The following is a 20,835-nucleotide window of genomic DNA, read 5'->3' as shown; positions in this document are numbered from 1 at the left end:
CACGGGGGAGGGCACGGGTGGTTCGTCACCTTCGCCGACCTCATGGGCCTGCTCGTCGCCTTCTTCGTGATGCTCTGCGCCTTCTCGACCCAGGACCAGCAGAAGCTGCAGATCGTCGCCGGCTCGATGCGCGACGCCTTCGGCGTGCAGGCCAACATCCGCTATTCCGGCATCATCGAGATTCCGGGCCTGCCGACCCGGCCGAAGCTGAAGAACGCCGCCCACATCCCGCCCGAGGAGGCCTCGGCGAGCCCGAGCCCGGATCAGCACGACCGCCAGCGCAGCTCCGGCGCGCGGCTCAAGCAGGACAAGGCCTTCGCGCTCGCCGCCGCGACGCTGCGCCAGGCCTTGCAGGACATGCCCGAGCTGACCGAGGTGTCGAAGCACATCATGATCGAGGAGACCCGCGAGGGCCTCAATGTCGAGATCGTCGACCAGGACGGCCGCTCGATGTTCCCGGAAGGATCGCGCGAGCCCTACGAGCGCACCCGCCGGCTGATCGAGCGCCTCAGCGTGCCCTTGAAGGCGACCCCGTTCCGCATCTCCATCACGGGTCACACCTCGGCGACCCGGACCCCGTTCCGGCCCGGCTTCGGCCCGTGGGAGCTGTCCGCCGACCGCGCCAACGCGGTGCGGCGCATCCTGGAGGAGGAGGGGGTGCCGACCGCCAACTTCTTCATGGTGGCCGGCAAGGCGGACACGCAGCCGTTGTTCCCGGACGACCCCTACATTGCGGCAAACCGCCGCGTCACCATTACCCTGATGCGGGAAGAGCCGCCGATGCCGCTCGACTTCGCCCCGTGACGCCGCGGTCCGCGCCGACCCGGATTGACCCCGTCGAACGGGGCCCCATCTGAGGGCGGCCGCGGTCGTTCGACTCCTGTTCCATCACCCCGCCGGCATACCCCGTCCGACTCGGAGGCGGTTGTGCCGGCGGGCCGTCGTGCTATTGGCGTGATCAGGCACGCCCGCCGGCCGCTGCGTGCGGCCTGCGGCCTGCGGCCGTGCCGCAGCGCGATGACTGGGACCAATCGGCGAGATCATGAACGAGGCGACCCGCGTCATCGCGTCGACGGACCGGACCGACCGGTCCGTGCGCCCCGGCCACCACGACTCCAGCTTCTGGGGGCTGACGCTGGGCAGCGTCGGCGTCGTCTACGGCGACATCGGCACGAGTCCCCTCTACGCCTTTCGCGAGTCGCTGCGTGCCGCCGTCGGCGACGGGCCGATCACCCAGGGCGCGGTGCTCGGCGTCCTGTCGCTGATCCTGTGGGCCCTGACCCTGGTGGTCACGGTCAAGTACGTGCTGCTGCTCCTGCGGGCCGACAACCACGGCGAGGGCGGTACCCTCTCGCTCACCGCGCTCGCCTCGCGGGCGCTCGGCCGGCGCACCATGCCGATCGTCATGCTGGGCGTCGTCGGCGCGGCGATGTTCTACGGCGACTCGGTGATCACGCCGGCCATCTCGGTCCTGTCGGCAGTGGAAGGGCTGAAGATCGTCACCCCGGCCTTCGAGCACGCCGTGCTGCCGTTGACCGTGACCATCCTGGTCATGCTGTTCGCCGTGCAGTCGCGTGGCACCGCCCGGGTCGCCGCCTTCTTCGGTCCGGTGATGGTGGTGTGGTTCGTCGCGCTCGCCGGCCTCGGCCTTCTCCACATCGCCGACGACCCGCACATCTTCGGTGCCGTCAACCCGCTGCACGGCATCTCCTTCGTGATCGACCATCCGATGATCGGTCTGGCGACGCTCGGCCTCGTCTTCCTCGCCGTCACGGGCGGCGAGGCGCTCTATGCCGACCTCGGCCATTTCGGCCCCAAGCCGATCCGCACCGCCTGGCTCGGGCTCGTCTTCCCGGCGCTGGTCATCAACTATTTCGGCCAGGGCGCCATGGTGCTGGCGCATCCGGACACGCTGGAGAACCCGTTCTACCGGATGGTGCCCGAGCCGTTCCTGCTGCCGATGGTGATTCTCGCCACCGCCGCGACCGTGATCGCCAGCCAGGCCGTGATCACCGGGGCCTACTCGATCACCCGGCAGGCGATCCAGCTCGGCCTGATCCCGCGGCTCGCCATCCGCCACACCTCCGAGATCCACTCGGGCCAGATTTACATCCCGCGCGTCAACACGGCGCTGCTCGTCGGGGTGCTGCTGCTCGTCGCGATGTTCAAGACGTCGAGCCATCTCGCCTCGGCCTACGGCATCGCCGTCACCACCACCATGGTGGTCGACGCGCTGCTCGCCTTCGTCGTGATCTGGAAGCTGTGGGGCTGGAAGCCGTGGACGGCGGCGGCCGTCATCGTGCCGTTCGTGATCATCGACGGCACCTTCTTCGTCGCCAATCTGCTCAAGCTGCTCGAGGGCGCCTGGGTGCCGCTCGTCTTCGCCGGCGTCATCGTGCTGCTCGTCGTCACCTGGCAGCGTGGCTCGCGCCTGCTCGCCGCCAAGACGCGCCATCTCGAGATCCCGCTCGAGACGCTGGTGCAGACGCTGACCAAGAAGCCGCCCCACATCGTGCCCGGCACCGCTGTGTTCCTCACCGGCGACCCCGACTCGGCGCCCACTGCGCTCCTCCACAACCTCAAGCACAACAAGGTGCTGCATCAGCACAACGTGGTGCTGACGATCGAGAGCGCCGACACGCCGCGGGTCACCGAGGAGGACCGGGTGCGCATCACCCAGCTCTCGCCCTTGTTCAGCAAGGTGGTGCTGCGCTTCGGCTTCATGGAGACGCCGAACGTGCCGAAGGCGCTGGCGATCGCCCGCAAGCAGGGCTGGCACTTCGACATCATGTCGACGTCGTTCTTCCTGTCGCGCCGCCTGCTCAAGCCGGCGGCCCAGTCCGGCATGCCGCGCTGGCAGGACAATCTGTTCATCCGCCTCGCCAAGTCGGCGAGCGACGCGACCGACTTCTTCCAGATCCCGACCGGCCGCGTCGTCGAGGTGGGGACGCAGGTGACGGTGTGACGGCGCGGGCGCGACCGTGCCCGCGCCCGCGGCCTTGAAAGTACCGCGTCCTTGCCCAAATCTGCCGGACCGGGGAGGGGCGAATCGGCGATGCGATGGCGCATCGGCGCCCCGCCGCGATGCGGCCTGGAGGATCCTCATGTTCGGACTGTTCGGGCGCAGCACCGTGCGCGATCTCAGCGCCGAGGAGGTCGCCGCCGAGCTCGCGGCCGACCGCGTGCTGCTCGTCGACGTGCGCGAGCCGGCCGAGACGGCGCGCGAGCGCATTCCGGGCGCGGTGCTGATGCCGCTCTCGGCGTTCGATCCCGCCGAGCTGCCCGATCCGGCCGGTCGGGAGGTTGTGTTCTCCTGTGCCTCCGGCATCCGCTCCGTGAAGGCGTCCGAGATGGCGCAGGCGGCCGGGCTGCCCTACAAGTCGCACCTCGCCGGCGGCATCAAGGCCTGGAAGTCGGCCGGCCTGCCGGTCGAGTCCTGACCCGAAATCCTCCGAAACGAAGTCGCCTGCGCCGCCCGATGGACGCGGCGCGCCCCCGTGCGTATGAAGGGACGAGCCGGCCGCGGGTCGCGGCGAGCCGACACGAGGAGCCGACATGCGTGCGCTGTTGCTGGGGACCGTGGTGGCCGTGACGGTGGTCGCGGGGGCGGGGCGGGCCGAGGCCGATCCGTTCGGGATCTGGTCGCCGCCGTCCTGGGCCACCTGGTATCCGTGGTGCGCCAAGCTCAACATCGGCTTCGAGCAGGTGAGCTGCGCCTACACCACCTTCGAGCAGTGCATGGCGACGGTGCGCGGCGTCGGCGGCTTCTGCGACCGCAACCTCTACCCGCCGCCGCCCGGGCCGCCGCCGCGCAAGAAGCGGCCGCGCAAGCGGTCCTGATCACCGTTCCGAGCCTGCCCCCGAGCCGACCGCGAGGTGATCCGATGCGCCCCGCCTTCGCCGCCGCCCGCCGCGTTCTCCTCGCTGCCGCGCTCGCCGCGTCGTCCGCCCTCGCCGGGGCGGGACCGGCCGCCGCGCAGGAGCGCGTCGTCAACGTCTACAACTGGTCGGACTACATCGCCCCCGACGTGGTCGAGGCGTTCTCGCGCGAGACCGGGATCAAGGTGCGCTACGACACCTTCGATTCCAACGACACGCTGGAGACCAAGCTCTTGGCCGGCAAGTCCGGCTACGACGTCGTGGTGCCGAGCGCCTTCTTCCTCGAGCGGCAGATCAAGGCCGGCGTGTTCATGCCGCTCGACAAGACGAAGCTGCCGAACCTGAAGAACGCCTGGCCCGAGATCGAGACCCGCGTCGCCACCCACGATCCCGGCAACCGCTACTCGGTGAACTATCTCTGGGGCACGGTCGGCATCGGCTACAACGTCGCGAAGGCACGCGAGATCCTCGGGTCCGACGCGGCGATCGATTCCTGGGACATCGTGTTCAAGCCGGAGAGCCTCGCCCGCTTCAAGGGCTGCGGCGTGCACATGCTCGATTCGGCCGACGACATCATGCCGGCGGCGCTGCACTGGCTCGGCCTCGATCCCAACTCCACCGATCCGAAGGATCTGGAGCGTGCCGCCGAGGTGCTGGCGAAGATCCGTCCGTCGGTGCGGAAGTTTCATTCGTCCGAGTATCTCAACGCGCTGGCGAGCGGCGAGATCTGCCTCGTCGTCGGCTTCTCGGGCGACATCATGCAGGCGAAGAAGCGCGCCGCCGAGGCGAAGAACGGCGTCGTGGTCGGCTATGCGATCCCGAGAGAAGGCGCGCAGATGTTCTTCGACCAGCTCGCCATCCCGAAGGACGCCGAGCATGTCGCCGAGGCGTACGCCTTCATCGATTATCTGATGCGCCCCGACGTGGCGGCCAAGAACGCCAGCGCCGTGTCCTATGCCAACGGCAACCTCGCCAGCCAGCCGCTGATCGACAAGGCGGTGCTCGAGGACAAGAGCATCTATCCCGAAGCCGCCGTGATGGCGCGCCTCTACACGAACAAGGCGCGTGACGCCAAGACGACGCGGCTGATGAACCGCCTGTGGACGCGGGTGAAGACCGGCCGGTGAACGGCGGGCCACCGACCCTCGGTGGTGGCCCGGAGAAGTCTCGGCCGGATCGCTAAAACTCTAACGATCGACCGAAGCCGGGATTAGGCGATTCCGGCGATGATGATCCTCGCCGTTCGTCTCGTCGTCGGGAGGAGATCATGCGTCGATCGATCGTTTCTCGCGGACGCGCCAGGTGCGTCGCGGCCGCTCTGGTGGTGCTGCTGAGCTTCGCTGCGATGTCGACGCCCGCCGAGGCCCGAAAAATCCGCTTCTCGTTCGGTGCGTCGAAGAGTGTTGCGGCCCCGGCCCCGGTGCCGGCGCCCGTCCAGACCCGACCCGCCGCGATGCGTCCGGCCGTGTATGTCGGCGTCTCGCCGCGCGCCGGCGTGGCTTCGGGCGCCGCTGGCGCGGCGCCGGTGCGGGCGGCTTCCGCGGACGGCGGCGAGCTCGCCCGCCTCGCCGGTCCCGACGCCGCGAAACCCGCCTCCGCCGGGAAGCCGCCGGTGGATGAACGGGTCGCCCGCCGCAAGGCCTGGCACGACTTCTGCCAGCCCAAGCTCTCGGCGCCCGACCGCTACGGGATCGAGCACTACGTCTACGCCCACGACGGCTGCCAGTTCGGCCGCACGGAGTGAGGACTCCGATCCGCCCTCACCCTGAGGAGCCCGCGTAGCGGGCGTCTCGAAGGGCGAGGGCGGCCTCTCGACCGCGGATGCTCGATGGCCACATGGTTCGAGACGCGCTCCTGCGGAGCGCTCCTCACCATGAGGGGACAGGCCATCCCGTTGTCGGGTGTTCTCACCGCCAGCGGCGGTGCAGCCACAGCCACTGCTCGGGGTGATCGCGCACCCATGTCTCGACCACGTCGGTGATGGCCTGCATGGTGCCCGGCACGTCGATGCGGCCCTCGGCGTCGCGCACCGGCGTCACCGCTTCGGTGATCTCGCCCGTGAAGCGTCCCTCCGGCAGCCGGATGATGCGGACGCCGTGGATCGGGCTCTCGTACTCGCGCGCCAGCATGGCGATCAGCGGGCTCACCCGGCAGCGCCGGCCGAAGAACGTCACCTCGACGCCCTTGGAGTCGTGCTGGTCGACCAGCATGCCGACGTGATGGCCGGTCTCCAGCCCGCGCGCCAGCCGCATCGGCGCGCCGAAGCCGGACGGCACCAGCGTCCCCATCAGCGGCTCGCGCATCTCGATCAGCACGTCGGCGATCGACGCCATGTTGGGCCGGCGGAACAGCGCCATCGAGCGCAGCCCCTCGATGCCGGCGACGACGGCGGGCAGCTCCCAGTTGGCGAGATGCGCCGTGAAGATGACGGCCGGCTTGTCGGCGTCGCGCAGCGCCTCGAAGCGCTTCAGCTCGCGTTCGCCATAGGTGATGAACTGGCGCTCGCCGCGGGCGCCCTGCGCGGCGATGCGGTCGAGATTGATCACCTCGACGGCGACGCGGCCGAGATTGTCCCACACGCCCGAAAGAATCTGCTCGATCTCGGCGTCGGACTTCTCCGGGAACGCGGCCTTCAGGTTGGCGCGGCCGATCCTGTGCTCGCGCAGATGCGGGCCGACGCGCCGCATCACGGCGCCCGCCTTGTCGCTCGCCGAGATGCGGTCGAGCCGGCGCAGGAGGCCGATCAGCGGCCGCACGGTGGCGCGCAGCACGCGATCGAGGCCGCGCTTGAGCACGAGGCCCGCGTGCCAGGACCAGGCTTTCAGCTTGAGCTCGAGGGGGGGCATCGGCTTTAGAACGTCACCACGACCTTGCCGAACACCTGCCGGCCGGCGAGGCGCTCGAGCCCGCGCTCGAACTCGGCGAGCGGCACGGTCGTGTCGATCACCGGCTTGAGGCCGGCCGCCATCTTGTCGAGCGACTCGGCGATGTTCTTCATCGTGGCGCCGAACGATCCGATGATGCGGTACTGCTGCTGGAACAGCTGCATCAGGTTGAACGTGACGCTGGGGCCCGACGTGGCGCCGCAGGTGACCAGCCGGCCGCCGCGCTTCAGGCACAGCAGCGAGCCGTTGAACGTGTCGGCGCCGACATGCTCGAACACCACGTCGACGCCCTTCTTCTGCGTCAGCTTGCGGGTGACGCCCTCGAAGCGGTCGGTCTTGTAGTTGATGACGTGGTCTGCGCCGAGCGCCTTCGCCTTCTCGGCCTTGGCGTCGTCGCCCACCGTCGTGATCACGGTGCAGCCGATCTGCTTGGCCATCAGGATCGCGGCCGTGCCGATGCCGGAGCCGCCGGCATGCACCAGCACGGTCTCGCCGGGCTCCAGCTTCGCATTGTCGAACAGCATGTGCTGAACGGTGGCGAAGCCGATCGGCGCGCAGGCGGCGTCGGTCGCCGACACGCCGGCCGGCACCGGGATCACGAGTCGCGCCGGCAGATTGATGAGGTCGCGGGCGAAGCCGTCGACATGGAAGCCCATGATGCCGCCGACGTTCTCGCACAGATTGTCACGGCCGGACCGGCAGGCCTTGCAGGTGCCGCAGGTCAGCGCGCCGTACATCACGACGCCCTGGCCGGGCGTGAAGGTCGTCACGTCGGCGCCGACAGCGGCGATCTCGCCTGACGCCTCGACCCCGACGACGAGCGGCATCTTGCGCTTGGCGAAGGCCATCCCGCGAAAACCCCAGACGTCGAGATAGTTCAGCGCGACGGCCTTGACCCGCACCTGCACCTCGCCGGCCGCGGGCGGTGGCGGCGGATCGATCTCGGTCAGCTCGAGCTGTTTGTCGCCGAGCAACATCAGGGCGCGCATGGGAAGAACCTCGAAGCACGGGTCGCGCCGGCGGGCGCGCGAAACAGACTCAGCGATGAACCCCGATGGCGGCCGAAAGGCCGCCGTCGACCGGCAGCACGGCGCCGGTGACGTAGGACGCGGCGGGCGACAGCAGGAACGTGACGACGCCGGCGATCTCGTCCGGCCTGGCGAACCGCCGCGCCGGAATCTGCCCTTCCATCTGGGCCCGGTACTTCTCGTAGGGCGCCATCATGGCGGTGTCGATGAAGCCGGGCGCGACGTAGTTGACGGTGACGCCGGTGCGCGCCGTCTCGATCGCCAGCGTGCGGACATAGCCGAGCAGGGCGGCCTTCGAGGCCGCATAGGCGGCGTTGCCCTGGTTGGCCTGCAGGGCCGTGATCGAGCCGATGGCGACGATGCGGCCGCACTTCGCGCGCATCATCGGGCGGGTCAGCGCGCCGACGAGGCGGGTGAACGACCAGAAGTTCACCTGCATGGCGCTCTCGGCCTTGGCCTGGTCGAGCATCATGGCGAGCGCGTCGTAGCTCTGCCCGGCATTGTGGACGAAGCCGGCGAAGGCCGGCCTCTCCTCGAGCTTCTTCGCCAGCGCCTCGACCGCGTCCTTGTCGGAGAGGTCGAGGGTCTCCACCGCGACCTTGCGGCCCGGCGCGGTCGCCGTCAGCTCGGCGATCAGCGCCTCGGCCTCGGCGGTCGCCGAGCGCACCGTGAAGGTCACGTCGTAGCCGGCCGCGACGACGGCCCGCACGATCGCGGCGCCGAGCCCGCGCCCGCCGCCGGTGACGAGGACGTGTCCGGAAGAGGTGGTCATTGTGACTCCAGTCGAACCGTTCCGGCGTCATTCCGGGCCGCGCGCCCGAGCGCGCGGACCCGGAATCCAGCCACATCCTCCGAGCGGGCCGCTGGATTCCGGGTTCGCCGCTGCGCGGCGCCCCGGAATAACCGCGAGGAGGTGTCCGCCATCACGCCGGCTCCAGGCCCATCACGAGCGTGACGTTCTGGCCGCCGAAGCCGAACGAGTTGGAGAGCGCGTGCGCGAGCTTGGCGTCGCGGGCCACGTTCGGCACCACGTCAAGCGGGATCGCCGGGTCCGGGATCTGATGATTGATGGTCGGCGGGATGCGCTGGTTCATCAGCGTCAGCAGCGTGAACACCGCCTCGACGGCGCCGGCCGCCGACAGCGTGTGGCCGACCATCGACTTGTTGGAGGAGATCGGCACCTGCACAGCGCGCTCGCCGAACACCGCGGTGACGCCGAGGCACTCCATCTTGTCGTTCTCGGGCGTCGAGGTGCCGTGCGCGTTGATGTAGTCGATGTCGGCGATGGTCAGCCCGGCATCGGCGATCGCTTGGTTCATGCAGCCGATGATCGGCTTGCCGTCGGGGCTCGTACGGGTGCGGTGGAACGAGTCGGACAGCTCGCCGCAGCCCTCGACCACGCCGAGGATTCTTGCGCCGCGCGCCTTGGCGGACTCGTAGCTCTCCAGCACCAGGGCGCCGGCGCCCTCGGCCATGACGAAGCCGTCGCGGTTCTTGGAGAACGGCTTCGCCGCCTCCTCCGGCACGTCGTTGGCGGTGGTCAGCGCCGAGAGGAGCGAGAAGCGCACCAGGCTCTCGGTGTTGACCGAGCCGTCGGTGCCGACGCACAGCGCCGCGTCGGTCTCGCCGCGGCGGATCGCCTCGACGCCGAGCTGGATGGCGCTGGCGCCGGTCGCGCAGGCGGTCGACAGCGAGATCGGCATGCCCTGGGTGCCGAACCGTTCGGCGAGATGATCGGCCACCGAGGCGAACTGGAAGCGCTCGTGATGCGCCTTGAAGCGGCCGGTCGCGGCGGCGCGCAGCATGTCGTCATAGGTGGCGTTGCCGGCGGCGCCCGCGGCGGCGGCGAGTTCGAGGCGCTGCGGCCATTCGATCTCGACCGGCGCGACGCCGAGGAACAGCGGCCCCGGGAAGCGCCCCGGCGTGCCGATGCCGGACTGGACGATCGCCTCGTCGACGGCGAGCGCGGCGAGATTCTCCGAGAGAAGCGGCGCGCTGAACGGCTCGCTCGTCACGAAGTCGACGCAGCCGGCGATGCGGGTCTTCAGCCCGTCGGTCGAAAAGCGCGTGATGGTGCGGATGCCCGACCGGCCGGCGACGAGCTTCGACCAGTTCTCGTCCCGGCCGGCGCCGAGCGAGGTGACGATCCCCATGCCCGTCACCACCACCACGGGGCGGCCGGCCTTGTCGCGCACTGCCATGTCGGGTCTCCTCACAGTGGAGCGCGGCGTCTGCACGGCTCCCGGCCTCGTCATTCCGGACGCCTCGCGGCGCGGCTGTCCGGAATCCATAACCTCCGATCGTGCTTATGGATTCCAGGCTCGCGGACCGGCGATCCGCGCCCCGAATGACGGCGTGTCTATTCCTACCGCACCGCCTCGACGAGGGCGAGGCCCTCGCCGCGCCAGTGACCGACGCCGGTCACCACCACCTGGTCGAGCGGGCCGGTGGCGGGCTGCTCGAAGCCCGACGTGTCGCACGGCGCGAACAGCCGGCCCTGGCCGAGCGCCAGCGCCGCGAGCGCGATGTTGAAGACGAATTGCGGCTCGATCGAATGGCCCGCGATGCTGCCGGTCGCCCGCACCGGCAGGCCGCGTGCTGCGAGGGCGGCGCGCTCCTGCGCCGTCGCGTCGGCCGCGCCGGTCGCGCCCGAGAGCACGGCGGCCCGGTCGGCGGTCACGGCGGGCAGGCGCTCCCACAGCCGGTCGAGCGAGGCCGTCACGGCGCCGGGGGCGTCGCGCCGGGCGCGGTCGCTGACCACCGACGAGAGCCTGGCGAGCGGCGTCGCCCCGCGCGCCTGCGCGTGGGCCTTCTCCTCGATCACCAGGAAGGCGCCGAGCGAGGCGGTGGCGAAGCCTGGCTGGCCGGCCCGGTCCCACACGGTGCGGTAGGGGCTCTTCAGCGCATGGCCGCCGAACTCGAACAGCATCAGCAGGTCCTTGCGCTCGCCGTTCTGCGAGCCGCCGACCAGCGTCACGTCGCTCTGGCCCGAGGCGATGCGGGCCTGGGCGATGCGCACCGCCTCGACGCCGGAGCCCTCCTCGCCCATGAAGGTGCGCGACGAGCCGGTGACGCCGTGCACGATCGAGATGTTGCCGGCGAGCAGGTTGGAGAGCTGGGCCAGGAACAGGGTCGGCCGCAGGTCGCTGGTGAGCCGCTCGTTGAGATAGGCGCCGGGGTTCTCGGCGCCGGCGAGGCCCGACACGATCGCGCTGTCGACCGCCCAGTCGCGCTCGCCGCCGCCGGCCGCGACGATCATGTCCATGCGGCCGAGCACGTCGGCCTTGCCCTTCAGGCCGGCCGCGTCGAGGGCGAGGCCCGCCGCGTAGGTGCCGGTGCGCTGCCACTGCTCCATCTGGCGCTGGTCGCCCTTCTTGGGGATCTGCGCGTCGAAGGAGGGCAGGGCGAGCGGGTGCACCACATAGGGCGCGAAGCTGGTCTCGTCGTAGACCGGCGTGGCGGCGTCGAACGCCTGCCAGTGCGCCGCGTCGCCTTCGCCGAGACAGGAGACGAGCCCGATGCCGGTGATCCAGGCCTCGCGGGTCGCGTCAGCCATGGGCGTTGGCCTCCAGGGGGTATCCGATGCGCCGCGCCACCTCTTCCATGTTGGTCCGGAAGTCGGGATGCGGGAACGGCACGATGCGGAACGTGATGTCGGCCTCGCACACCGCCTTGCCCTCGACCGTGACGCTCGCATGCGTCATGGCGAAGCCGGAGCCGTCGTGCTCGAGGCGGCCGGCGATGGTCAGCGCCTGCCCGGGGGTCACGAAAGTGCGCAGCTTGGCCTCCTTGACGGCGGCCAGGAAGGGCATCCGCGTGAGGCCGTTGAGGCCGAGGAGAAGCCAGCCGCAGGTCTGCGCCATGGCCTCGATCAGCAGCACCCCGGGCATCAGCGGATGGCCGGGGAAATGGCCTTCGAAGATCGTGCTCGTCTCGGGCACCTGCGCGGCGACCTCGATCGTGCGCGCGTCGAGATCGAGGGCGACGATCCGGTCGATGAGCTGGAAGTACTCGAGACGCATCGGGGGCGCTCAGGCGCCCTTGGCGGCGACGAGCTGGTCGATCCGGGTGCACAGGTTGCCGAGCACGAAGTACTGCTCGGTGGTCGCCTTGCCGTCGTTGACCTCCTGGGTCCACTGCTCGAGCGGCAGCTTGATCCCGAAGGCCTTGTCGATCGCGAAGGCGATGTCGAGGAAGTCGAGGCTGTCGATGCCGAGATCGTCGATGGCGTGGCTTTCCGGCGTGATCTTCTCGCGAGGAATGTCGCACGTTTCCGAGATGATATTGGCGACGGTATCGAACGTCGAGGACATCGGTGACTCTCTGAATGCCGTGAACCTGCCCGGCACGCGCGCATGCGCATGCCCCCCAAACGGCGGCGATGGGTCGCTCTTTCGTTCCGGTCCGTATAGCCAGAACCCCGCGGGAGCGCAATGCGCGCCGCCTTCTGTCCCCCGCTGGGTCGCAATGCCTTGCGGCGCCGGCCGAATCGAACCGGCGGTCCGGTCCGTCGAACGCCCGTTTCGGGGCGCCTCGAAGCTGCCGCCGTCACGGGCCCGGCGGCAGCTTGGGAACGGGGACTTGCACCGGCACAGGCACCGGCGTGCAGCCCGGCCGCCCCGACAGCACGCAGTCCTGGTTCTTGCGCTGGTCCGCCATGGTGACGGCGATCCACAGGCCGCCGGCGATCAGCATCGCCAGCACGGCGAGGCCGGCCAGATTGGCCACCATCCGGTCGCGATAGTCGTCCGCCGGCTCGTCGGCGGCGTGGCCGGCCGCGTCCGCGCGCAGGTCGGAGGCGGTTTGGCCGCCGCGCACCGGACCGTGGTGCTGCGGCTGATGATGATGGAAATCGGGGCGGACCACCTCGGCACCCGGCAACGCGGCCGGCCGGTCGGCCGGAGCGTGCGGGCGCGGCACGAACCGGATCACCCGGCCACCCGCCGTGTCGGGGGCGCCGTCCGGGTGCGGCTCGGCGCCGGCGGGCCGTCGCCCGTCGCCTCCGATTCGCCCCCGTGTGGGTCCGCCCGCCATGCTGGTCCGGTCCTGCATGCTGAGAGAACGTGGGACGGGCATCCGGCCCGCGCCGTGCCGGGCACCCGACTCCGGCGCGAGGATTCTAGCACCGACCTGCGCCGGGGCCACGCGCCGCGCGTCGGAGATCGCGTCAAGCCTACGTCAACACCTCTTCGGTCATAACCAAGGCCCCGCTCCCCGCACCGCAGGCGTCCCCGATGCGCTCCCTCGTCACGGTCCTGGTCACGGTCCTGGCCGCCCTCGTTTGTCTCGTCTGGCCGGCCGCGGCGCAGAGCTGGCGGGCCGGCACCATCGAGATCGCGAGCGCGTGGGCCCGCGCCACGCCGCCGGGCGCCAGCGTGACGGCCGGCTACATGCGAATCACCAATCACGGCCTCGATCCCGACCGGCTGGTGAGCATCCGCTCGGCCGCCGCCGGCAGCGTCGAGGTCCAGGAGCTGTCGCTCGACGACAACGTCATGCGGCTGCGCACCCTCGCCCGCGGGCTGCCGATCGGGCCCGGCGAGACCATCGACCTGAAGCCGGGCTATCCCTGGCAGGCCGTGTTCGCGAGCCTCTCCGGCCAGCTCCGCCCGGGCGACCGGCTGCCGGCGACGCTGGTGTTCGAGAAGGCCGGCGCCGTCGAGGTCGAGCTCGTCGTCCAGCCGATCGGCACCGGGATGCGCCGCGCCAGCGCCGGCGGCGGCTGAGCCGAGCCGGCGGCCCGGAGCGAGCCGTCTCGACCGGCGCACGACACCTTTGGTTAAGGGACTTCGGCTATTCGGTGAGACTCCGGGATTGCGATCGTGTGTCCAACCGGGGGGATGATGACGAGCCAGCCGAGCGAGACGGGAACCCACGACGCGGGCGGGCGGACGCCGGCCGGCAGGGTCGGGGTCGCCGAGGCGTTGCGCGAGACCTGGCTGGAGCTGTGGTACCAGCCCAAGATCGACCTGCGGAAGAAATGCCTGGCGGGCGCCGAGGCGCTCGCCCGCATCCGCCATCCCGAGCTGGGCGTGCTGCTGCCCGGGCGCTTCCTGCCCGGCATCGACGAGGACAGCCTGCTCGACCTGTCAGAATACGCCCTGATCTCGGCGCTCGCCGACTGGTCGGTGTTCCGCGCCGCCGGCTTCAACCTGCGCCTCGCCATCAACGTGCCCGTGCACGTGCTGGGCCGCCTGCCGATCGCCGAGATCGTCGCGGCGCATCGCCCCGACAGCCCGGACTGGCCGGGCCTGATGGTCGAGGTCACCGAGGACCAGATCGTCCGCGACATGCGCCGCGCCCAGGCGATCGCCGACGCGCTGCGCGATTCGAACATCATGGTGTCGATCGACGACTTCGGCGCCGGCTATTCGTCCTTCTCCAGCCTGCGCGAGCTCGCTTTCGCCGAGCTGAAGCTGAACCACAGCTTCGTCAAGGACTGCGCCACCGACGCCACCAATGCGGCGATCTGCCAGACTGCCATCGACCTCGCGCACCGCTTCGGCAGCGTCGCGGTCGCCGAGGGCATCGAGAGCGTCGCCGACCTGCAGGCGCTCCAGATCATGGGCTGCGACTACGGCCAGGGCGTGCTGCTCGCCCCGCCGATGCCGAAGGACCGCTTCCTCGGCCTGCTCCAGCAGCGCACCGCGCGCCCGTCGTCACCGACGACGAGCGGCGACGCCGCGAGCCCGCCGGCCGCCGCCGCGGGCTGATCAGATCGTCGGCTCCGTGAACGGCAGCGGCTCGCCTTCCGGCACCGGAACCCGGAACACGTCGAGCGTCATCGCGACCAGCGCGTAGTAGCCGAGGATGCCGGCGAGCTCGACCATGCCGGCGTCGCCGAACAGTTTGTGGACTCGCGCATAGGTGCGGTCGGAGACGCGCTTCTTGGCGTAGAGCTCGGTGACGAAGGCGTGGACGGCCTTCTCGTCGGCACGCGCGCGCGCCGGCGTCCGGCCGGCCTTCAGGTCGGCGATGGTCGCCGGCTTCACGCCCGCCTTGGCGGCGATCGGCGCGTGGACGTGCCATTCGTAATGGGCGCGCCAGAACCGCGCCGTGACCAGGATCGCGAACTCCGACAGCCGCGGCGGTATCGAAGTGCCGAACCGGCAATGGGCGCCGAGCGCCTGTGCCAGCGCCCCGAAGGCCGGCGCGTGCATGAACACGCCGAACGGCCCGCGCAGACTCAAACCGGCGCCGCGCGGCCCCGCCCGCATCGCGGCGAGCAGCTCCGCCTGGGCCGGCGCCAGCGTCGCCTCGTCGAGATCGGGCAGCCGATAGGCGGGCGGAGCGGCCTTCTTCGACGCGGCCTTCTTGACCGCGGTTTTCTCGAGCCTGGATTTGCTCGGCGTGGCCTTGCCCGGCGCGGCCGGCCTGCTCGCGGCCGCGGGCTTTCGCGCGGCACGGGCCGCGGCGGGACGGGGCGCGGTGGGACGAGCCGTGGCGGGACGAGACGGACGTGGCATGGGGATCTCCGGACGGCGCGGCGGGACGGCGCCGGCCACGCAGCGTTGGCCGATTCCGCGGCGCGTGACAACGTCCGGGCGGTCGCCGCCGTCGCGCGCGGCGGCGGTCGTTAAAATTGTCCGCACCGGCTGAACCGGGACGAAAAACCTCTGTGCCATGGTGCCTTCCGTGGGTGTGGCACAGGGGAACGAGTGATGGGCGCGGCCGTGATCGCGATCGTCGTGTGGGTGGCGGCGGTGCTGAACGGCATCGGCGAGCCGAGCGAGGACGCCATGCGCCGCGCCGTCGCGAGCACCCTGTCGGACCAGGTCCGTGCCGTCGTCGACTTCGTCGCCGAGACCGAGGGCACGGTCGGAGTCGTCCGCATCCGCCGCGCCGGCACGGCGCTGTTCGAGGTTCGCGGCTTCCGCAAGCAGGACTGTACCCGCCGGCCCGACGGCGACTACGACTGCGGCTTCTCGGTCGAGCTTCGCACCGTCGCCGGACCGCTGCAGCACAGCGGTCGCGGCCGCTTCCGCGCCGGGCCGCGCGGCTTCGTCTACTCGGACGCGGCTTGACCGCGGCCGGTCGGACGCGCCGCGAGGATCCGTCTTGGGGGAAGGCGTGCCAAGCCGACCCGGCGCATGATATAGAACGAAGGGGGCAGGTCGCGTCTGACGGACGCGGACCGGGTGCCGTCGGCGCGAGGGACGGAGCAGCAGGACAGACCATGAAGGCCGCCCTGGTGTTCGCCGGTCCCGCAGCTGCCACGGCGACGTTCCGGCCGTATCGCTCGCGCGCCTTCCTGACGGCGCTCGCCGAGGCCGGCATCGCCCCCGTCGTGATCGACCTCGACCTCGTGGCCGAGCGGCGCTTCGCCGACGTGCCGGCCGAGCTGCCGGGGCTCGTCACATACAGAAATCACGTCGACCGGCTGGCCCTGATCGTCGCCCAGGAGGGCGCCGCGCTGGTGCAGACCTTCGGGGCGACCGCCGAGCTCGCCCCGGTGTGGCACGAGGCGGCGCGGGCGGCGCGGCCGCTCGTCCATTTCGTCTCCTCGGCCGGCACCGTCGCCGAGGCGCCGAGTGGCCGGCCGCGCCGGCTCGGCGATCTCGTCGGCCGCGCCCGCGGCGTCGCCGGCTGGCGCGTGCGGCACGCCTCGCGCCACGTCGCCGCCGTGGTCGGCTCCAATCGCGCCGACATGGGCCGTCACTTCCGCCAGGGCTTCTTCGCCCGGGCGCGCTTCTCGCTGGTGGCGCCGCCGGTCGCCGCGCCGGTGCCGATCGCGCCGGCCGCCGAGGGGCGCACGCCGCGTAGCGTCCCGGTGCTCGGCGTCTTCGATCCGGAGGCGGGGTCCGCGACGCTCGCGCTGCTGAGCCGGGCCGTCGCGCTCACCGGCCACAGCGATCTCTTCCGCCTGCATGTCGCGCCGGCGGCGTTCGCCCGGGACGGCGTTCTGCCGCCCGGGGCGACCGTGGTGGACACGGACGATCCCGTCGCTTTCGTGCGCGACATCGACGTGCTGGTGGCGCCGTGCGCCGACGACCGCGCCGGAGTCGCGGTCCTGGCGGCGCTGGCGGCGCGCAAGAGCGTCGTCGTTCCGGACACCGGCGCGCTCGCCGAGCTCGTCGACTACGGACGCCGCGGCGTGCTGTTCCCGGCGGACAGCGCCTATCACCTCGCGATGGCCATCAACGTGATGACGGAGGCCTGGACCAACCGACCGTTCTCGTTCGAGGGCGTGGAGGAGGCGATCGACCGGGCCGCCCCGGAGGCGGTGGCACGGGTGTTCGCCGACGCCTGGCGGCGGCTCGCCTGAGATGAGCGCGATCGATCCCAGCTTCGGCGTGATCGTGATCGGGCGCGGCGACCCGCGGCTCGCCGCCGCGACGCTCGCGGCGACGCGGGCGTGGCGGCACCCGCCGGCCCGCGCCGTGCTGGCCGTGCCGAAAGGCCGGGAGCACGCCTTCGCGGCGGTCGCGACCGCGGCGTCGGCCAGGATCGTCGCGACGGCGGAGTCCGATCTGCTGGCCGATGCGGTCGCGATGCTGGCCGCCGACGTGGACGTCGTGGTGGCGACCCCGGAGGGCGTCGTGCTCGACGCCGCCTGGCTCGCGCTGCTGCGCGATCACGTGATCCTCTACGAGGACTCGATCGCCGGCGTCGATTTCGTCCCCCGGGTCGTGAAGATCGCGACCGAGGCGGCGGGCGCCGATCTCGCCGTCTCCGATCGCCCGCACGAGCCCGCGCTCGTCTCCTGGCTGCGCGGATCGATCCGGCCCCGCAGCCTGCTCGGCGCGGTCTTTTGGGGCCGCCCGGGGACGCTGCGCCAGATCGACCTCGACACCGCGGGCGAGGGTGGCGACGCGGTCAGCTTCCTGCTCGCGCTGGATCAGCTCCGGCGACGGGGCCGCACCACGGTCGGCTTCACCCGGCACGCCCGCCATGCCCGCCTGCTGCCGGAGCGGCGAACCGGCTTCGACAGCGGCTACGGGCTCTACCGGAGGCTCGAGCAGCTCGCGGAGGCGCGCCGCGCCGCGGCGGCGGTCGGCAATGCCGCGCCGAGCCATCTCGACCTCGCGGTCGAGCGGCTGCGCCTCGGCCTCGAGCTGGCGCTCCGTTCTGTCCTCGGCACCGGCGGCCGCCACAACGCCGCGACCTTCCTGAACGGCGTGCGCGCCGCCCGCCGCGACGCGGTCGCGGTCCGCCGCACCGTGGTGCGGGATCTGCGCGAGCTGCGCTGATCGCCGGCGTCGCCTGCGGCGCCGCTCAGCAGCTGTAGACGCCCTGCAGATGCATCAGCCGCTCCTGCAGCCGCATCTCGCGGATCACCTCGCCGTGGTGCCAGACGAGCTCGGCGAGCAGATCGGCGCGCGACACGAGGTCGACGACGCGGCCCTCGGAATCGACCACGGCGACGTGGTCGGGAGCCGCGCGGTCGGGCGCCGCGGAGGCGAGCTGCGCGAGCGCCTCCGGCACCGTGGTGTCGAGGCCGACCACCGGGACGGTCTCGAGGCACGCGACGGCCGCGAGCGACTGGGGCGTCGCCTCCGGCAGACGGGCCGCCGCCGCCGCGATGCCGCGGTGGGAGACGACGCCGGCGAAGGCGCCGCCGCGCATCACCACCACGGCCGCGACGCCGTCCCGGTTCGCCAGGCGGGCCGCGTCGGCGAGGCTCGCGTCGGCCGGCAGCACCGCCACGACCGGACGGCGCAGCGCGACGAGGCGCCGCATGGTGCGGAACGGACGGTCGAGGCCGATGCCGGGGCTCATGGGCTCGCCGTCTCCGATCCGATCAGCGCCAGCGTGAGGGGATCGCGCTCGCCGCCGCACCAGCGCGCGAGCGCGCGAGCGAACACAGGCTCGTCCGGCGCGGCGCGTTCGAACAGCGTCATCGACGAGCGGAACTTCAGATCGTCGGGCGAGCCGAAGATCGCGTGCAGGGACGGCGCGGCGGCGCCGAGCACTGCCTGCGTCGCGGCGACCAGCCGGGGGCCGAGCAGCGGATGCGCCATGTAGGCCCGCGCCTCGGCGAGCGAGCCGATGCCGTAGAGCTGCGCCGTCGGCGAGCGGCCGAGGCCGCGATGCTGCGGAAACACGAACCACATCCAGTGGCTGCGCTTGCGTCCCGCGGTCAGCTCGGCGAGCGCCGTGTCGAACACCGCAGCCTGTGCCGCGACGAAGCGGGCGAGGTCATACGGATCGTCGCTCATGCGGACGGCGAGGGGCGTGAGTCGGGTCGGGCGAGCCGGGCCGCGAGGCGACGCATCACGGCCGCGAGCGCGAGGCCGGCGAGCACCCCGAGCGTGTCGACGACGAAGTCCGACCAGCGGGCGTGACGGCCGGGCGCCAGCGTCTGGATCAGCTCGACCGCCCCGGTGAAGACGATCGCCGCGACCGCCTGCAGGACGATTCGACGCGGCACGGCGAGCCCGAAGGCGAGCCCGAACAGCAGGAAGATCGCGCTGTGCTCGACGCCCTGCGACGACACCACGGGCCGTAGGCCGGGCGGCACCACCGACAGGACCACGATGGCGAGGCCGGTCAGCACCGCGCCGGCGCGCCCCAGCACCTCCAGGACGCGCAGCGGCCACGGGCGGCCTTGGTCCACCAGGGCGTCCGTCATCGCGCGGCCGGGACGGCGTTGGCGATTCGCGCGAAGCGACAGCCGATCGCGCGCGGCGCCGGCCCGGTCTGGATGATGTCGAGGGTCATGAGTCGCGTGTGTCGGGTCGGTCTCGCCGGGGTGGTCACGCCGTGTCCTGTGTTGTCGTTCGGCGCGGCGCGATCGAGCCACCTCGAGCCGTCGCCGGAAGGCGACGGTGATAGCCGCGTTCTCCCGGAACCTCCATTCTCGTGCTCGTCACGAGATCGTGTGCCTCGTGCCGACCACGGCCACGCCCCCGCGACACCACTGGACGGCCGCCCGGGCAGGGCGGCCGTCGCCGGCCAGCCGCAGGCCCGGCCGGCTCAGGATTTCGGCGGTGCCACCTTGGTCCACCGCTCGTCGGGATCGAAGGTCCGCAGGCGCGGTGCGATCGTCCCGGTGCTGCGGCCGAGGTCGGCCTCGTAGACGGTGCCGTCGTGGCCGACCGCGAAGGTCTTCACCCCGGAGACGCCGTAGCGGGCCGGATAGGCCAGCACGGCGAAGCCGCCGATCAGCCGGCCCTTGGCGACGTAGTCGTAGGCGCCGCCCGGCGCCTTCGGCCCCTGCGCCGTCAGCATGCGGAAGACGTAGCCGTGATAGGGCTTGCCGCGGCCGCCGGCGTCGTAGCCCTGGCGCTCGGCATCGGCCACCAGCGGACCGAGCGGGCTCTGCGGCTCGCCCTGCTTGGTCGGCCAGTGGAGCCCGTCCGTCTTGCCTGCGGTCGAGCGGAACCGGCGGGCGTACTCGGCCGCCGCACCGGCGCGGTGACGAAGGGCCGCGTACTCGCGCTGGGCGTCGACGATCGCCCGCAGGGTCTGGATGGTGTCGAGCTCGTTGCGGCCGATCAGCCGGTTGAGCACCTCCTCGCGGCCGGCGGCGGCATCGAAACGCCACTTGCCGTCGCCCGCCTTGCCGGCGCTCTTCACCAGCGGGAACGGGAAGCGGAAGCCGTCGTCGCCGACGGTCAGCACCGCCTTGGCGTCGCCCTCCGGCACGACGGCGGACTTCTTGGCGTAGGCGTCGACGAAACGCGCGACCCGGGCCCGGTCGAGCACCGGATCGCCGGAGACGATCCAGCTCCGCACGCCGGGGCCGAGGATCGCGACCACGGCCTTGTGGTCCTTGGCCTTGGCGGCCTCGTAGAGCGCCTGGGCGGCGTCCTGCGGGCTGGCGAAGCCGCGCGGCTGGGGTGGCGCCGCGCTGGCGGCGAGCGGCGCGAGCAGAAGCACGGCGAGCGCGACGAGCGCGGCCGGTGCGAGCGACCGGACGAGACGCGCAAAGCCGCTCCGGGGAGCGGTGGCGGGCGGCATGGTGGTCGGCATCGTGGATTCCTGGACTGACGGATGTTCGAGCGACATGCGGGTGGGCGACCTCATCGCCGTCCCCCCCGGAAGCCGCCACCGCCGCGGAAGCCGCCGCCGCCGCCCCGGAACTCTCCACCACCTCTGAA

The 20,835-nt window shown here is 71.7% G+C and carries 24 protein-coding genes; 11 read left to right on the top strand and 13 right to left on the bottom strand.

Annotation, left to right across the window (positions count from 1 at the left end):
• The 6 genes from CCR97_RS24970 to CCR97_RS24945 form a co-directional block, all read left to right on the top strand.
• A partial coding sequence (locus CCR97_RS24970) for an OmpA/MotB family protein (protein WP_201159976.1) occupies nucleotides 1–804 on the top strand: 804 nt, incomplete at its 5' end.
• A gap of 238 nt (nucleotides 805–1,042) precedes the next feature.
• The gene (locus CCR97_RS24965) at nucleotides 1,043–2,965 is read left to right on the top strand and encodes a potassium transporter Kup (RefSeq protein ID WP_111358210.1); all 1,923 of its coding nucleotides are present in this window, start codon (nucleotides 1,043–1,045) and stop codon (nucleotides 2,963–2,965) included.
• A 139-nt stretch (nucleotides 2,966–3,104) separates the two neighbouring features.
• Complete coding sequence (locus CCR97_RS24960; RefSeq protein WP_111358211.1) at nucleotides 3,105–3,440, top strand: rhodanese-like domain-containing protein; 336 nt, start codon at nucleotides 3,105–3,107, stop codon at nucleotides 3,438–3,440.
• A gap of 115 nt (nucleotides 3,441–3,555) precedes the next feature.
• Nucleotides 3,556–3,840, top strand: a complete 285-nt coding sequence (locus CCR97_RS24955; protein ID WP_111358212.1) for a DUF3551 domain-containing protein — start codon at nucleotides 3,556–3,558, stop codon at nucleotides 3,838–3,840.
• Between the two features lie 44 nt (nucleotides 3,841–3,884).
• Entirely contained in the window at nucleotides 3,885–5,006 is a 1,122-nt protein-coding gene (locus CCR97_RS24950; protein ID WP_111358213.1) for a polyamine ABC transporter substrate-binding protein, read from the top strand.
• Between the two features lie 140 nt (nucleotides 5,007–5,146).
• On the top strand, nucleotides 5,147–5,623 hold the full coding sequence (locus CCR97_RS24945) for a hypothetical protein (RefSeq protein WP_201159975.1): 477 nt from the start codon (nucleotides 5,147–5,149) through the stop codon (nucleotides 5,621–5,623).
• 163 nt (nucleotides 5,624–5,786) lie between these two features.
• Here the strand turns inward: CCR97_RS24945 and CCR97_RS24940 are convergent, their stop codons facing one another.
• From CCR97_RS24940 to CCR97_RS24905, 8 genes are all read right to left on the bottom strand, one after another.
• On the bottom strand, nucleotides 5,787–6,725 hold the full coding sequence (locus tag CCR97_RS24940) for a lipid A biosynthesis lauroyl acyltransferase (RefSeq protein WP_111357944.1): 939 nt from the start codon (nucleotides 6,723–6,725) through the stop codon (nucleotides 5,787–5,789).
• A 5-nt stretch (nucleotides 6,726–6,730) separates the two neighbouring features.
• Nucleotides 6,731–7,753: a zinc-binding dehydrogenase gene (locus tag CCR97_RS24935; protein ID WP_111357945.1), complete on the bottom strand. Its 1,023-nt coding sequence runs from the start codon at nucleotides 7,751–7,753 to the stop codon at nucleotides 6,731–6,733.
• A gap of 49 nt (nucleotides 7,754–7,802) precedes the next feature.
• The gene (locus CCR97_RS24930) at nucleotides 7,803–8,564 is read right to left on the bottom strand and encodes an SDR family oxidoreductase (protein ID WP_111357946.1); all 762 of its coding nucleotides are present in this window, start codon (nucleotides 8,562–8,564) and stop codon (nucleotides 7,803–7,805) included.
• Nucleotides 8,565–8,715: 151 nt separating this feature from the next.
• Nucleotides 8,716–9,993, bottom strand: a complete 1,278-nt coding sequence (locus CCR97_RS24925; protein WP_111357947.1) for a beta-ketoacyl-ACP synthase — start codon at nucleotides 9,991–9,993, stop codon at nucleotides 8,716–8,718.
• A 164-nt stretch (nucleotides 9,994–10,157) separates the two neighbouring features.
• On the bottom strand, nucleotides 10,158–11,348 hold the full coding sequence (locus tag CCR97_RS24920; protein ID WP_111357948.1) for a beta-ketoacyl-ACP synthase: 1,191 nt from the start codon (nucleotides 11,346–11,348) through the stop codon (nucleotides 10,158–10,160).
• A complete protein-coding gene (locus CCR97_RS24915) occupies nucleotides 11,341–11,814 on the bottom strand; it encodes a 3-hydroxyacyl-ACP dehydratase FabZ family protein (protein ID WP_111357949.1) in 474 nt (157 codons plus the stop codon). Before CCR97_RS24915 ends, CCR97_RS24920 begins: the two co-directional genes overlap by 8 nt.
• Before the next feature lie 9 nt (nucleotides 11,815–11,823).
• Complete coding sequence (locus CCR97_RS24910) at nucleotides 11,824–12,105, bottom strand: acyl carrier protein (RefSeq protein ID WP_111357950.1); 282 nt, start codon at nucleotides 12,103–12,105, stop codon at nucleotides 11,824–11,826.
• Nucleotides 12,106–12,340: 235 nt separating this feature from the next.
• Nucleotides 12,341–12,826, bottom strand: a complete 486-nt coding sequence (locus CCR97_RS24905) for a hypothetical protein (RefSeq protein ID WP_146618779.1) — start codon at nucleotides 12,824–12,826, stop codon at nucleotides 12,341–12,343.
• 200 nt (nucleotides 12,827–13,026) lie between these two features.
• Between CCR97_RS24905 and CCR97_RS24900 the strand changes: the two genes are divergently transcribed.
• On the top strand, nucleotides 13,027–13,518 hold the full coding sequence (locus CCR97_RS24900; protein WP_111357952.1) for a copper chaperone PCu(A)C: 492 nt from the start codon (nucleotides 13,027–13,029) through the stop codon (nucleotides 13,516–13,518).
• A gap of 114 nt (nucleotides 13,519–13,632) precedes the next feature.
• Complete coding sequence (locus CCR97_RS24895; RefSeq protein WP_111357953.1) at nucleotides 13,633–14,505, top strand: EAL domain-containing protein; 873 nt, start codon at nucleotides 13,633–13,635, stop codon at nucleotides 14,503–14,505.
• Here the strand turns inward: CCR97_RS24895 and CCR97_RS24890 are convergent, their stop codons facing one another.
• Nucleotides 14,506–15,258, bottom strand: coding sequence for a carboxymuconolactone decarboxylase family protein (locus CCR97_RS24890; RefSeq protein ID WP_201159974.1), 753 nt, complete (start codon nucleotides 15,256–15,258; stop codon nucleotides 14,506–14,508).
• Between the two features lie 195 nt (nucleotides 15,259–15,453).
• Here CCR97_RS24890 and CCR97_RS24885 point away from each other — a divergent pair, with 195 nt between their 5' ends.
• From CCR97_RS24885 to CCR97_RS24875, 3 genes are all read left to right on the top strand, one after another.
• Entirely contained in the window at nucleotides 15,454–15,816 is a 363-nt protein-coding gene (locus CCR97_RS24885) for a hypothetical protein (protein ID WP_111357954.1), read from the top strand.
• Between the two features lie 152 nt (nucleotides 15,817–15,968).
• Nucleotides 15,969–17,057, top strand: a complete 1,089-nt coding sequence (locus tag CCR97_RS24880; protein WP_201159973.1) for a glycosyltransferase — start codon at nucleotides 15,969–15,971, stop codon at nucleotides 17,055–17,057.
• Nucleotide 17,058: 1 nt separating this feature from the next.
• Nucleotides 17,059–17,982: a hypothetical protein gene (locus tag CCR97_RS24875; protein WP_201159972.1), complete on the top strand. Its 924-nt coding sequence runs from the start codon at nucleotides 17,059–17,061 to the stop codon at nucleotides 17,980–17,982.
• 25 nt (nucleotides 17,983–18,007) lie between these two features.
• Here the strand turns inward: CCR97_RS24875 and CCR97_RS24870 are convergent, their stop codons facing one another.
• The 4 genes from CCR97_RS24870 to CCR97_RS24855 form a co-directional block, all read right to left on the bottom strand.
• Entirely contained in the window at nucleotides 18,008–18,511 is a 504-nt protein-coding gene (locus tag CCR97_RS24870; RefSeq protein ID WP_111360428.1) for a CBS domain-containing protein, read from the bottom strand.
• Nucleotides 18,508–18,951 (bottom strand): DUF1810 domain-containing protein, encoded by a 444-nt coding sequence (locus CCR97_RS24865; RefSeq protein WP_111360427.1) that lies wholly within the window; start codon nucleotides 18,949–18,951, stop codon nucleotides 18,508–18,510. The genes CCR97_RS24870 and CCR97_RS24865 overlap by 4 nt, the downstream gene beginning before the upstream one ends.
• The gene (locus CCR97_RS24860) at nucleotides 18,948–19,349 is read right to left on the bottom strand and encodes a VanZ family protein (protein WP_170146090.1); all 402 of its coding nucleotides are present in this window, start codon (nucleotides 19,347–19,349) and stop codon (nucleotides 18,948–18,950) included. The genes CCR97_RS24865 and CCR97_RS24860 overlap by 4 nt, the downstream gene beginning before the upstream one ends.
• 359 nt (nucleotides 19,350–19,708) lie before the next feature.
• Nucleotides 19,709–20,707 carry a DUF2950 domain-containing protein gene (locus CCR97_RS24855; RefSeq protein ID WP_244670654.1) on the bottom strand — a complete coding sequence of 333 codons (999 nt, stop codon included), beginning with the start codon at nucleotides 20,705–20,707 and terminating at the stop codon, nucleotides 19,709–19,711.
• Nucleotides 20,708–20,835: the final 128 nt, after the last annotated feature.

The sequence above is a fragment of the Rhodoplanes elegans genome (assembly GCF_016653355.1).
Taxonomy (GTDB): domain Bacteria; phylum Pseudomonadota; class Alphaproteobacteria; order Rhizobiales; family Xanthobacteraceae; genus Rhodoplanes; species Rhodoplanes elegans.
Note: the sequence above shows the minus strand (reverse complement) of the source record. Positions and strands in the feature narration are given on the sequence as shown.

Excerpts from the sequence above, each read along its gene's own strand:
- CCR97_RS24965 (WP_111358210.1), top strand. The coding sequence starts at position 1,043 with ATGAACGAGGCGACCCGCGTCATCGCGTCGACGGACCGGACCGACCGG.
- CCR97_RS24960 (WP_111358211.1), top strand. The coding sequence starts at position 3,105 with ATGTTCGGACTGTTCGGGCGCAGCACCGTGCGCGATCTCAGCGCCGAG.
- CCR97_RS24955 (WP_111358212.1), top strand. The coding sequence starts at position 3,556 with ATGCGTGCGCTGTTGCTGGGGACCGTGGTGGCCGTGACGGTGGTCGCG.
- CCR97_RS24950 (WP_111358213.1), top strand. The coding sequence starts at position 3,885 with ATGCGCCCCGCCTTCGCCGCCGCCCGCCGCGTTCTCCTCGCTGCCGCG.
- CCR97_RS24945 (WP_201159975.1), top strand. The coding sequence starts at position 5,147 with ATGCGTCGATCGATCGTTTCTCGCGGACGCGCCAGGTGCGTCGCGGCC.
- CCR97_RS24940 (WP_111357944.1), bottom strand. The coding sequence starts at position 6,725 with ATGCCCCCCCTCGAGCTCAAGCTGAAAGCCTGGTCCTGGCACGCGGGC.
- CCR97_RS24935 (WP_111357945.1), bottom strand. The coding sequence starts at position 7,753 with ATGCGCGCCCTGATGTTGCTCGGCGACAAACAGCTCGAGCTGACCGAG.
- CCR97_RS24930 (WP_111357946.1), bottom strand. The coding sequence starts at position 8,564 with ATGACCACCTCTTCCGGACACGTCCTCGTCACCGGCGGCGGGCGCGGG.
- CCR97_RS24925 (WP_111357947.1), bottom strand. The coding sequence starts at position 9,993 with ATGGCAGTGCGCGACAAGGCCGGCCGCCCCGTGGTGGTGGTGACGGGC.
- CCR97_RS24920 (WP_111357948.1), bottom strand. The coding sequence starts at position 11,348 with ATGGCTGACGCGACCCGCGAGGCCTGGATCACCGGCATCGGGCTCGTC.
- CCR97_RS24915 (WP_111357949.1), bottom strand. The coding sequence starts at position 11,814 with ATGCGTCTCGAGTACTTCCAGCTCATCGACCGGATCGTCGCCCTCGAT.
- CCR97_RS24910 (WP_111357950.1), bottom strand. The coding sequence starts at position 12,105 with ATGTCCTCGACGTTCGATACCGTCGCCAATATCATCTCGGAAACGTGC.
- CCR97_RS24905 (WP_146618779.1), bottom strand. The coding sequence starts at position 12,826 with ATGGCGGGCGGACCCACACGGGGGCGAATCGGAGGCGACGGGCGACGG.
- CCR97_RS24900 (WP_111357952.1), top strand. The coding sequence starts at position 13,027 with ATGCGCTCCCTCGTCACGGTCCTGGTCACGGTCCTGGCCGCCCTCGTT.
- CCR97_RS24895 (WP_111357953.1), top strand. The coding sequence starts at position 13,633 with ATGATGACGAGCCAGCCGAGCGAGACGGGAACCCACGACGCGGGCGGG.
- CCR97_RS24890 (WP_201159974.1), bottom strand. The coding sequence starts at position 15,258 with ATGCCACGTCCGTCTCGTCCCGCCACGGCTCGTCCCACCGCGCCCCGT.
- CCR97_RS24885 (WP_111357954.1), top strand. The coding sequence starts at position 15,454 with ATGGGCGCGGCCGTGATCGCGATCGTCGTGTGGGTGGCGGCGGTGCTG.
- CCR97_RS24880 (WP_201159973.1), top strand. The coding sequence starts at position 15,969 with ATGAAGGCCGCCCTGGTGTTCGCCGGTCCCGCAGCTGCCACGGCGACG.
- CCR97_RS24875 (WP_201159972.1), top strand. The coding sequence starts at position 17,059 with ATGAGCGCGATCGATCCCAGCTTCGGCGTGATCGTGATCGGGCGCGGC.
- CCR97_RS24870 (WP_111360428.1), bottom strand. The coding sequence starts at position 18,511 with ATGAGCCCCGGCATCGGCCTCGACCGTCCGTTCCGCACCATGCGGCGC.
- CCR97_RS24865 (WP_111360427.1), bottom strand. The coding sequence starts at position 18,951 with ATGAGCGACGATCCGTATGACCTCGCCCGCTTCGTCGCGGCACAGGCT.
- CCR97_RS24855 (WP_244670654.1), bottom strand. The coding sequence starts at position 20,707 with ATGCCGACCACCATGCCGCCCGCCACCGCTCCCCGGAGCGGCTTTGCG.